At 55.9% G+C, this 11011-nt stretch carries 11 protein-coding genes; 8 read left to right on the top strand and 3 right to left on the bottom strand.

Annotated elements, in window-relative coordinates:
* The first annotated feature begins 137 nt into the window (after positions 1 to 137).
* Entirely contained in the window at positions 138 to 581 is a 444-nt protein-coding gene (locus Pla100_RS21265; RefSeq protein WP_197168120.1) for a methyltransferase family protein, read from the top strand.
* Here Pla100_RS21265 and Pla100_RS21260 read toward each other — a convergent pair whose 3' ends face one another.
* On the bottom strand, positions 582 to 2039 hold the full coding sequence (locus tag Pla100_RS21260; protein WP_146579925.1) for a bifunctional aminoglycoside phosphotransferase/ATP-binding protein: 1458 nt from the start codon (positions 2037 to 2039) through the stop codon (positions 582 to 584).
* 76 nt (positions 2040 to 2115) lie between these two features.
* Positions 2116 to 2556 carry a hypothetical protein gene (locus Pla100_RS21255; RefSeq protein WP_231603309.1) on the bottom strand — a complete coding sequence of 147 codons (441 nt, stop codon included), beginning with the start codon at positions 2554 to 2556 and terminating at the stop codon, positions 2116 to 2118.
* Between the two features lie 310 nt (positions 2557 to 2866).
* Here Pla100_RS21255 and Pla100_RS21250 point away from each other — a divergent pair, with 310 nt between their 5' ends.
* From Pla100_RS21250 to Pla100_RS21225, 6 genes are all read left to right on the top strand, one after another.
* The gene (locus Pla100_RS21250; RefSeq protein ID WP_146579923.1) at positions 2867 to 3430 is read left to right on the top strand and encodes a hypothetical protein; all 564 of its coding nucleotides are present in this window, start codon (positions 2867 to 2869) and stop codon (positions 3428 to 3430) included.
* Between the two features lie 162 nt (positions 3431 to 3592).
* Positions 3593 to 4768: a glycine cleavage system aminomethyltransferase GcvT gene (gene gcvT, locus Pla100_RS21245; protein ID WP_146579921.1), complete on the top strand. Its 1176-nt coding sequence runs from the start codon at positions 3593 to 3595 to the stop codon at positions 4766 to 4768.
* Positions 4769 to 4785: 17 nt separating this feature from the next.
* Positions 4786 to 5184 carry a glycine cleavage system protein GcvH gene (gene gcvH, locus Pla100_RS21240; protein ID WP_146579919.1) on the top strand — a complete coding sequence of 133 codons (399 nt, stop codon included), beginning with the start codon at positions 4786 to 4788 and terminating at the stop codon, positions 5182 to 5184.
* 3 nt (positions 5185 to 5187) lie between these two features.
* Positions 5188 to 6585: an aminomethyl-transferring glycine dehydrogenase subunit GcvPA gene (gcvPA, locus tag Pla100_RS21235; protein ID WP_146579917.1), complete on the top strand. Its 1398-nt coding sequence runs from the start codon at positions 5188 to 5190 to the stop codon at positions 6583 to 6585.
* Positions 6586 to 7083: 498 nt separating this feature from the next.
* Positions 7084 to 8592 (top strand): aminomethyl-transferring glycine dehydrogenase subunit GcvPB, encoded by a 1509-nt coding sequence (gcvPB, locus tag Pla100_RS21230; protein ID WP_146579915.1) that lies wholly within the window; start codon positions 7084 to 7086, stop codon positions 8590 to 8592.
* Complete coding sequence (locus Pla100_RS21225) at positions 8589 to 9410, top strand: lipoate--protein ligase family protein (RefSeq protein ID WP_146580051.1); 822 nt, start codon at positions 8589 to 8591, stop codon at positions 9408 to 9410. Before gcvPB ends, Pla100_RS21225 begins: the two co-directional genes overlap by 4 nt.
* On the opposite strand, the gene Pla100_RS21220 is transcribed toward Pla100_RS21225, so the two are convergent.
* Positions 9377 to 10126 (bottom strand): esterase/lipase family protein, encoded by a 750-nt coding sequence (locus Pla100_RS21220; RefSeq protein WP_146579913.1) that lies wholly within the window; start codon positions 10124 to 10126, stop codon positions 9377 to 9379. The genes Pla100_RS21225 and Pla100_RS21220 overlap by 34 nt on opposite strands.
* Before the next feature lie 165 nt (positions 10127 to 10291).
* Between Pla100_RS21220 and Pla100_RS21215 the strand changes: the two genes are divergently transcribed.
* Complete coding sequence (locus Pla100_RS21215; protein ID WP_146579911.1) at positions 10292 to 10945, top strand: Uma2 family endonuclease; 654 nt, start codon at positions 10292 to 10294, stop codon at positions 10943 to 10945.
* Positions 10946 to 11011: the final 66 nt, after the last annotated feature.

Here is an 11011-nt window from a genome sequence, read left to right as displayed (position 1 = left end):
GTGGTGGCGACTTTCAGTCGCCAAACCCTGAAACGTCGACTGAAAGTCGACGCCACGTTAAGAATCCATCACTTTTTGTTCACGCGATGCTAAAGCGAACGCGGCGGTTCATGCGGTTGGGACGTTGGAGGCTCACGATGTATCACACCTTTCTCATCACGGCTCAATTCGGTTTGTCGGCGTGGCTCATCCTGTCGGCCGATTGGATGCCTCTTCCGTTCTTGGCAATGACCCTGGCCGCTCCTGGAATCGGACTGGCGATTTGGGCGTGGTTCACAATGGGGTGGCGACGTCTTCGTATTCATCCGACCACGTCTTCCCGGACTCGATTGACCACGCGTGGGCCGTACGCGATCGTCCGTCACCCGATGTACACAGGACTACTCTGGTTGACCGCAGCCCTGATGCCGATCCCGTTGACTTGGTGGAGACTTGCGGCATGGGTGATCTTGCTTGCAGTACTGGTTGCCAAGACTCGCGAAGAAGAAATTGCGATGATCAAACGGTTCCCCGAGTACGCAACCTACCGTGAACAGGTTGGAGGATTGTTCCCCAAGTTCCCCGGAAAGTCGACACGCTAATCACAATCGATCGGCGAAATCGGGCAAGACGACCACGTGCTTCATTTCGGCTGGGGTGAGTGGCTCGTCAGATCGAAACTGGTGTTCCAGAACATCTAAGTTTGCGTCTGACGCGTCTTGATTGCCCGCCATGCGATCGGCGACTCGTTGACGAAGCGTCTGATGATCGGCACGGCAATCGAGGATGACGTACTCAACCCCTTCACGTCGCGCGAGATCATGAAAACGCTGGCGATCGCGTTGCCTCAAAAACGTTGCGTCGACGATCACGCCGTATCCCGCCTGCAACGTTGCTTTTGCCAATGATTCCAGGTGCGTGTAAGTCCGCTCGTTGGAACCGTCGCTGTAAACTTGAGCTTGCATCGATGGTGACGGGCGATCGGTGGGATGGAGCCCAAAGAGACGTTTGCGCTCGGTGTCACTCCGCAGTCGGATGGCATCGTGACGCTGCACGACGGTTTCGCTGAAGGTCGTCTTGCCGCTTCCGCTGAATCCGTGGGTGATCCAAAGCTGTGGCGTTTCTTTCAACGTGAACCGGTAAGCCAAGCGGACATGCTGACACGCATCCGCCAATGCCTCTTCGCGTTCACCGGCGCTCAGTTGGCTCTGGTCACTCCGGATGATCGCTACCAGAGCACGGACCAACGCCCGGTAGATCAAAAAAGGCCGACGTAGCTCTAGCGACTCGTAGTCACCCGTGGTTTCCAAGTAATGATTCATGAACGTTCTTGCCAGATCGAGATGATCTCGATACGCCAAGTCCATTTCCAAAAATGCGGCATCGCATAACACATCGATCCATCGCAGTTGTTCGCTGAACTCGATTCCATCAAATGGAACCAACCGCCCATCCCATTGCACCACGTTATCGACGTGCAAGTCACCATGGCATTCGCGGATCGCCCCCTGTTTCACTCGGCGTGCTAACGCGTCGGGATGGTCCTGCGACCATTGATCGATCCAGTTTTGAATAACCTTAAGAGTTGCCTGGGTTTCTTGGCTCAGCTTCGGCTCAAGCGTTTGAAAGATCTGATGCACATTGTTGACGAAATAGTCTGGCCATTGAGCGGCAACGTTAGCGTTTGCCACCTCCGAGGATTGATGAAAGTCCGCGATCGTTTCGGCCTGTTGGTGAACCTCGGCCGTGGTCAACTTTCCCGCCGCCAGGCGTTCACTCAGTAGCGATCCCGCCGGAAAACGCCGCATCTTGACGGCGAACTCAACCGGTTCCTTTTTTGACCCGACTTGCAAATGGCCGTCTTCCCAACCGATCGGCACCACACCGATGTAGAGATCGCGTGAATAGCGACCATCCAGTCGGACTTCTTCATCGCAGAAATGCTTGCGGCGATCGAGCGTGCGGTAGTCCAAGAAGTCGGTATGGATTGCCTTCTTGATTTTGTAAGCAAACTCTCCGGCAAGGAATACGATCGAGATGTGGGTCTCGTGGACCTGCACTTCCCCGCCGACCCGATGCGGATAGGCATCGGGTTTTGTCAGACCTTCGATGAGCGTCTCGGCGTTGATGGCTAATTCACTCGCGGTTGGTTGACTCGGGAACGGCTTGAACCTTTCGCATGTACGAATGACATTCGACGCACCGAACCGTCAACGCCACGTATCCCATTGCGGCGCGGTGGATGTCTTTGCCCTCGGCGGCTTCGACGATCAAATCGGTGGCTCGCTGGAAGTCGCGACTCTGGGCGGCGTACTCGGTTGTTTGAATGACGTTCCAACCGGCCTCGGTACTGAGCAATCGCAGGGCTCGGGCATTCGATACGATCATGTCGAAATCCTCTAAGGTCAAACCTTCTAGAATCCCCTTGGACCGGTCGAGCTTCATTCGCATGAGAGGCGTTAGATGAGACGCAGGCCGTTCGACGGCATCCGCTTGCGGGGCGGCTGTGCTGGAATGCAAGCCAACGATCAGGCATGCGCCGGTCAACACCAACACCAATGTCATCATTCGTTTCATTAAAGCTCTCACGATTGAAGGAAGTTTGTTCGGGTTTGGCGAACAAACGTGCTATGCTGACACAAGTCGGTTGCCGTGTCAGTTCAATTGCGTTCCAGAGCAGTTCGAATGCCAAGGTTCAATGTTGGGCGAAATCGGCTCGCCCAGCCTTCGCTCATGTGCGTTGGGGGCACACCGACGTGATTCAAGTCGGTGATCGTGGCTTCAAGTGTGCGGAATAGAACTAGAAAGTTCGCGGCCCAAGCTTTGCAATGAATTTGGTTGCTCTCCCTGGTACTGACGAGAGAGGGCTCATACTCGAGGGGTTTCCATGTCTGATCGCGACGTCCAAACAGAAGCTTTTTTTCACGATATCGAGGATCAGATTTTTTCCCGACTCCGAAACGAAGCCAACAGTCCAAGCGGGCGAGAAGAATTGCTACGTGCGACCGGGACTCACGACACCCTCCTTATTGACGAACTCGGCAAGCTCGGGATCACCGCCGATGGATTGTTGGCACTGCGACTGTTCCCACTCGTGTTGGTCGCGTGGGCGGAAGCCGACGCGGATGCCAATGAACGTGAGTCGGTGATGTCCCACGCGACCGCGTTAGGAATTGCTGAGGGCACGACCGCGTGGATTCTTCTGGACCGATGGCTTACCAAGCGTCCTCCTGGATTGGGTGTGGATGCCTGGAGGCGATACACTCACCAAATGTTTTCGACGATGTCTGAGGTCGCTCGAGAGCGGTTGATTGACCTAACGCAAAAACAGATGTTGGAGGTCGCCAAGGCGTCGGGCGGTTATCTGGGTTTAGGCAAGATTTCCGCCAAGGAAAACGCGATCATTCATCAAGTGGTCGAGTCGATGCGATTGCCAACTGATTTTCGATAAGTTGGCCAGTGGGGCTGGATGAGATAACGAGGCGTGGTAAGCTTTCGCCCGCGTGGCGGTTGTCCCGCGATTGATCTTTTTCATCTCGAAAGTCTCCAACGCCCTGGTTCGACGGTGTCACGCTTGCGTTCGTGATGCCCGTCCGCGCCCGCGAATTTGCTCATGACGAATCCTTCCGATCCGCCGCTCGCGACCCCGCTCGCCAAGACTCCGTTGGACGCTTGGCACCGAGACCACGGCGGCAAAATGGTTCCGTTCGCCGGTTACGAAATGCCGATCCAGTACGCCCCGAGCGACTCGGCCGGAAACTCGCGACTCGGTGGGATCGTCGCCGAACACCAGACTTGCCGAACTCGGGCGGCCCTTTTTGATGTTTCGCACATGGGGCGGTTGCGCTTCGAAGGTGAAGGTGCGGCGGCTTTCTTGGACCATGTGCTGACTCGACGGGTGACGGATCTTCCCATCGGGGGCGTTCGATACTCGATGATTTGCAATGCTGAAGGCGGCGTGCTCGACGATGTGCTGGTTTCTAATTTAGAGACTCCGTCGCAGAAACAATTTTATCTGCTCGTCGTCAACGCCTCCAATCGCCAGCGTATCATGCGTTGGTTGGAACCACATCTGGCGGACTTCCCCATGGTGACGATGTCCGATCGGACGGAATTGACCGCCATGATCGCGGTCCAAGGACCGATGGCCATTGACGTCTGCAAACGATTGTTTCATTTCGACCCATCGCGATTGAAAAACTATCAAGCCCGCATCACCGACCAGTTTAGAAAGCCAGTCATCGTCAGTCGAACCGGCTACACCGGCGAAGACGGATTGGAATTGATCGTGCGAGCCGAAGAGGCCAATCGGGTTTGGGAAAACGTTCTACTCGTCGGACGCGATGCCGGTTTCACCGCCGCCGGATTGGGGGCTCGCGATACACTTCGCATGGAAGCCGCCATGCCGCTTTACGGTCATGAGCTCGACGAGAGCATCGATCCGTTTTCAGCGGGACTGGGGTTTGCGGTGAATTTGGAGGGACGAAGTTTCATCGGAGACGAAGCGTTGCGACAAATCAAACAAGACGGCCCAGCGAGAGTTCGCATCGGTTTGCTTCCCGAAGGTAAACGACCGGCTCGGGAAGGCTGTCTCGTCCTCGACCCAGACGGAAACCAAATCGGACAAGTCACCAGCGGTGGTCCTTCGCCGACGTTGGGCGTGCCGATCGTGATGGCGATGGTCGACGCCCGTCACGCCAAAAATGCTCAATTCCAAATCGACATTCGAGGTCGGGCGGCAGAGGCCCGATCGACCAAGCTTCCGTTTTATCAACGCAATATTTCTTAATCTTTAAGGAGGTCCCCATGGCACGCGATGCCACCCAACTGCGCTACGCCGAAACTCACGAATGGGTTGATGTTCAAGACGATGGCGGCGATGCGATTGCCACGATCGGTATCTCCGCGTTCGCGATCGAGCAACTCAACGATCTCGTCTACATGGACTTGCCCGAAGTCGGCCGAAAATTGGCCGTCGGTGATGAATTCGGTGAAGTCGAATCGGTCAAAGCGGTTAGTCCCTTGTACAGTCCCGTCGCGGGCGAAGTCGTCGCCGTTCATACCGACTTGCCGGACAACTTGGACGGACTCAACGACGATCCGTACGACTTCGGTTGGGTGATCAAAGTCAAACTCGATGGCGGCTTGCCGGAATCGTTAATGGATCACGCCGCTTACCAAAAACAATGCTCTGAGGCTGGATAGACGATGCCCTATTTGTTTCATACCGATGAAGACCGTGCGGCGATGCTGCAATCGATCGGTGCCTCAAGCATCGACGAAATCTTAGACGCTCAGGTTCCCAAGTCCGTTCAAATGGATCGACCGCTGGCACTGCCGCCGGCGGTGAGCGAAATGGAACTGACGGCGGAACTGAGCCGATTGGCCGCTAAGAACGCGTCGGCGTCGTCCCATGTTTGCTTCCTCGGCGGCGGCGCGTACGACCACTTCATCCCCGCCGTCGTCGACGAGATCGCCTCTCGGGGTGAGTACTACACTTCGTACACACCCTACCAAGCCGAAGTCAGCCAGGGCAACTTGCAGGTGATGTTCGAGTATGAAACCCTGATCACGCAGTTGACCGGACTGAACGTCAGCAACGCGAGTCTGTACGACGGCGGGTCGGCGGCGACCGAAGCGGTGTTGATGTCGCTGGCGATGCAGCGTGGCCGGACGAAGGTCATCACGAGCGACACGGTGCATCCGCAATACCGTGAGATTCTCGCCGGATACTTGGTCAACATCGACGCCGAACTCATCGTCGTCGCGTCCGACGAAAACGGTAGTTCACAGGCCATCGTCGACGCGATCGATGGGCAGACCGCATGCGTGTTGATTCAGCATCCGAACTTCCTCGGCGGACTCGAAGACGTGGCGGCGATCGCTTCGGCGGCCAAAGCGGCCGGTGCGTTGACGATCCAGTCCTTTGATCCGGTGAGTCTCGGTCGGCTCAAACGTCCCGGTGATTTGGGTGTCGACATCGCCATCGCCGAAGGCCAATGCTTGGGCAACCCGCTGAGTTACGGTGGGCCGTATTTGGGCATCATGGCGTGCCGCGAAGAACTGGTTCGTCGTTTACCCGGACGCATCGCCGGCCAAACCATCGATCGTCGCGGCAAGCGATGCTGGGTTTTGACGTTGCAGACCCGCGAACAGCACATTCGTCGCGAGAAAGCGACCAGCAATATCTGTAGCAACCAGACTTTGTTGGCTCTCCGCGCGACCGTTCACTTAAGCGTGTTAGGGCCTCACGGTTTGCGAGAAACAACGGATCACTGCATCGCCAAGACGGCCTATGCGAAAAAGCAAATCACCGCAAGCGATCGTTTCGAAATTGTGAGTGACGGTCCCGCTATCAAAGAGTTCGTCGTCCGTGATCGGGCCGGTGATGTCGCCGGTTTGCTCGCGTATGCACGAACTCAGGGCGTGCTAGCCGGAATCGACCTGAACCCGCTTGTGGGTACCCAGGTCGAAGGTTCGCTCACCGGATTGGCGGCGAAGTATCGCGATTGCTTCCTTGTCGCGGTCACCGAAAAACGCTCCGAAGCCGAAATTGAACTTTGGGCCAAAACGCTTTGCCAAGCTCCCCAAATGGCAACCGTTTAGCTAACGCGGCTACGCCGCAAACATACAAGCCCGACGCGCAAGCGAGTAGAGTCTCTGGCATTGAAAAATTTGGAAGGAATTCCCTCGCTCGCGCGTTTTGAAGTTGCGATTTTGCCTGTGGCATTGGTTTTTCGTAACCCGAAGCGTAAGCGAGGGATGAGTCAATATCAATAATCCCTCGCTTACGCAGCGGGTTACGAAGAAAGCGCAACTTCAAAAAGCGTAAGCGAGGGATGAGTCAATATCAATTATCCCTCGCTCACGCAGCGGGTTGCGAAGAAAGTGCGACTTCAAAACTCGCGAGTCGGGCTTGTTGCAAATGCCTGAAAAAACACCGAATGCGGAGACAAATGATGCAGGAACCACCGCGCAATTAGCCGCCAAGCTAAGCCAGCAGCTAATGGAGGCAGGTACTTCACTCTTCACTCCTCACTCTTCACTCTTCACTCTTCACTCTTCAATCTTCAATCTTCAATCTTCAATCCCTCCGCAACTCCCATGCGAAACCAACAAGCCACGCAACTACTATTCGAGCTCAGCCGTCCCGGACGCCGGGCTCACCGTCTTGGCAATCCTGGCGTGCCAGGTGCGGAAGATGCCGTCGCGGCACTCCCACGGAACATGATCGCGAGCGATCCGCCGCCCTTGCCCGAATTGGCCGAAGGGGATGTGGTGCGGCATTTCGTCGGACTATCCACCTTGAACATGAGCGTCGACACGCATTTCTATCCGCTCGGATCATGCACGATGAAATACAACCCCAAACGTAACGAACGCATTGCGTCGTTGCCGGGGTTGGTCGACGTTCATCCGATGCAGGACGAATCTCAGATCCAAGGACTATTGGAAATGATGTTCGACTTGCAAACGATGCTCGCCGAGATCAGTGGTTTGCCGGGTGTCTCGCTGCAACCCGCCGCCGGTGCCCATGGTGAATTGACCGCGTTACTCGTCGCGGCCAAATACTTCCAATCGATCGGCAGCGATCGCAAGGTCGTCTTGACGGCGGACTCCGCCCACGGCACCAATCCCGCAAGTGCCCAAATGGCGGGCTTTCAAACCAAGACGGTCAAGTCCAACGGCAACGGTATGGTGGATCTGGAAGATCTGCGGGCGAAGCTTGATGACAACACCGCCGTGTTCATGCTCACCAATCCCAATACGTTGGGGTTATTCGATTCGCAAATCGAAGAGATCAATCGATTAGTCCACGACGCCGGCGCATTGATCTATCTCGACGGTGCGAACATGAATGCGATCTTGGGAATCACCCGGCCGGGCGATTTTGGTGCCGACCTGATGCACTACAATCCGCACAAGACGTTCTCCGGACCGCACGGAGGCGGCGGACCTGGGGCGGGGCCGATTTGCGTGCGAGATTTCTTGTCGAAGTTCTTGCCTGGTCCGATCGTGACCCGAGCGACCGATGAAAAGGATTCGGGTTCGTACATCTATCATCTCGAGTCGCCTTCGGAAGATTCGATCGCGCGGGTGCGGAGTTTCTTTGGCAACACGGGCGTCTTGATCCGAGCGTACATCTATCTGCGGACTTACGGCGACGGGCTGCGACGGGTCAGTGAGGACGCTGTCTTGAGCGCGAACTATTTGCTCAGTAAAGTGAAACATTTTCTCGACGTTCCCCACGGCGAGCGATGCATGCACGAATTCGTCGCGTCGGCCACGCGTTTGAAGAAAGAGAAGAAGATGTCGGCGATGGATTTGGCCAAGCGGATTTTGGACTATGGTTTCCACGCCCCGACGGTTTACTTCCCGCTCGTCGTCGACGAAGCCGTGATGGTCGAGCCGACCGAAACGGAAAGTAAGCAAACGCTCGACGCGTTCGCCGAAGCCTTGTTCCGGATCACCGACGAATCCGGTGAGTTCGTCCACGATGCCCCTCACACGACCCGAATCAGTCGCCCCGATGATGTGTCGGCCGCCCGGCATCCGATCTTACGTTGGACGGATTCATCATCGGATTCCTCGGCGTCCGATTCGGGCCAATGATGCAAGGACGATTGCTGGCGTTCGAATCATTCGATGCGGCGTCGAACATGTCGATCGATGAAGCGATCTCGTTATCGGTTGCTGCCGGCGAACAAGGTCCGACGTTGCGTTTTTACGGCTGGCGGAAACCAACCTTATCGTTGGGGTATTTCCAACGGTTCGCCGAAGCGGAAGCCTACTTGAAATCGTTGCCGAGTTTTGAGACCGCAAACGACTCGGTCGACCTTGTCCGCCGGGGCACGGGCGGTGGAGCGATCTTACATCATCGCGAATGGACTTACTCGCTGTCCTTGCCATTGGCTGACAACGATCCCGGAGCCCGAGAGACCGTTTACCAATCGGTTCACCAGAGCATTCGCGATTCACTCTCGCAATCTGGCGTAGTGGCTCGTCCTTTTCGTGAATTCGATCAAGTGAACGATGCGTCAAACGATCGCGTTTCAAGTGATCGGCCGGTTGGATTGCGAAAGAAAAGCGACGAGAGGTTTTTGTGCTTTCAACGTCGCACGAGCGAAGACTTGATTTGCCACGGTTACAAGATTCTTGGAAGTGCCCAAAGACGCCTGCGTGGTGGCATTTTGCAACACGGTAGCTTGTTGTTAAGCGTCTCCCCTTGGGCGGACGTCTTGCCTGGCATCCGAGAGTTGACCAACGTCGACTTGGGTATCGAGACGTTCGCGGCGGACGTTACCGATTGCTTGGAACGCGAACTCGGAATCAAGTTCGAAGCGGGCGTTTTAAGCGATGCTGAAAATGAGTCCGCCGAAACGATCGTCCGTCAACGTTACGCGGCTGCGGAATGGACCCGCCGACGGTGAGCGTCGGAAACGGTGTCGATGTGATCGGTCTCAAAGGCGACGGTCGTGGCCGCTGGTCTCAAGCAGGTTGTATTGAGAAACTCGATCGTCATTTCAATCGCATCGGGGTGGCGGGTTAAACGCTGGTGCGACGTTCGAACCGTCGCGTGATCGCGTTGACCAACCAGATGCGTGGAAAGTTCATCGACGACAAAATCGTGCTGAGCAGCGATCACACCGACTTTCATCCGGCGAAGGTTGGGGAGACGACAAACGAAACTATCGGGCGCCTCGGAAAGTTCCTTGAGTTGCGGGAACCAGGAGGCGAATGGCCCCAAGGGAAGACGCGTCAACCTCGACCCTGAATTGGGAGGTGCGAGCATCACGATGCGGCCGCATTTATCGGCCCAGCGGTTTTCGAGACGTGATTGCAAGATGGCCGCCCGGGCGATCACGCCACCCATCGAATGGGTCACCAAGTGGATCTGTTTCACGCCGTCACGTTTGGCTAAGTCGCACAACATGCGGCTCAATCCCGCCGCGTGATGCAGGATTGACCCTCGCAAACTGGGGTATCCCCAATCCATCACCGAATAACCTTCTTGCCGCGCCGCATCGGCCAAACTTCGCATGCTGCGGCATCCGGCGAGCAACCCGTGGACGGTCAAAACGACCTCACCGGGCCGCTTTGTCTCCGTCAATTCGGAGTCGATTCGGTTGACGACGGAGCGAAACATTTCTCTTTTATCGGATCGAAGCTGAGAAGGCTTGAACCATTCCTCTCGGGCTGGTTCAAAATCGCGTCGTCATCTTCGTCCTCGAAGAATGAGTCGCAGGATACTTGGAGTCAGGCTAGAATAAACCACCCTGCATCCATCAGTCATTTTCCATCAGAGGTCTCGATGAATTCTGCGATTGCCCTGTCGTTGGCCGACCGGCTCGTCGACCTTGGAAATGTGCCGCTTGAGCGGATCCGAAACAACCCGCCACCTGGGCAGGCCACGATCGACGACGTCAACCATTTGCGGGAAACCGAGGGCAAACTGTATGAACTCGTCGACAATACTTTGGTGGAGAAAGCAATGGGGTGGCAAGAGTCGATGTTGGCGGGGGTTTTGTTGCAGTGGTTGAACAACTATCTGGATAAAGAACCACTCGGTGTCGCGACGGGGGCTGATGGGATGACTCGGCTCTTTGGCGACACGGTCCGCGGCCCGGATGTCGCATTCGTGAACTGGTCGCGATTGCCAGGTGGTCGCCTACCACAGCAGCCGATTCCCGATCTTGTTCCGAATTTTGCGATCGAGGTGCTCAGCATCAGCAATACTCGCGCGGAGATGTCACGAAAACGACGTGAGTACTTTCAGGCCGGCGTTGAGTTGGTCTGGATGGTGGATCCACGAAGTCGAACTGTTGCGGTTTACAGTTCGTCCAACCATGTCGTGATCGTCGATGAAGAAGGGACCTTGGATGGCCAAGACGTGTTACCCAAATGGAAGGTCGATTTGAGTGAATTGTTCACCCGGCTTGATCAGCAAGGGCCTCAATCAATCTAGCGGTCAGATTCTTATATACCGTCCAGTTGGTACATGCAGCGTTTGTGAGTCTGTGAATCAGGTCGC

It is taken from the genome of Neorhodopirellula pilleata, from assembly GCF_007859915.1.
GTDB classification, from domain to species: domain Bacteria; phylum Planctomycetota; class Planctomycetia; order Pirellulales; family Pirellulaceae; genus Rhodopirellula; species Rhodopirellula pilleata.
This window is presented reverse-complemented; position numbering and strand designations above follow the sequence as displayed.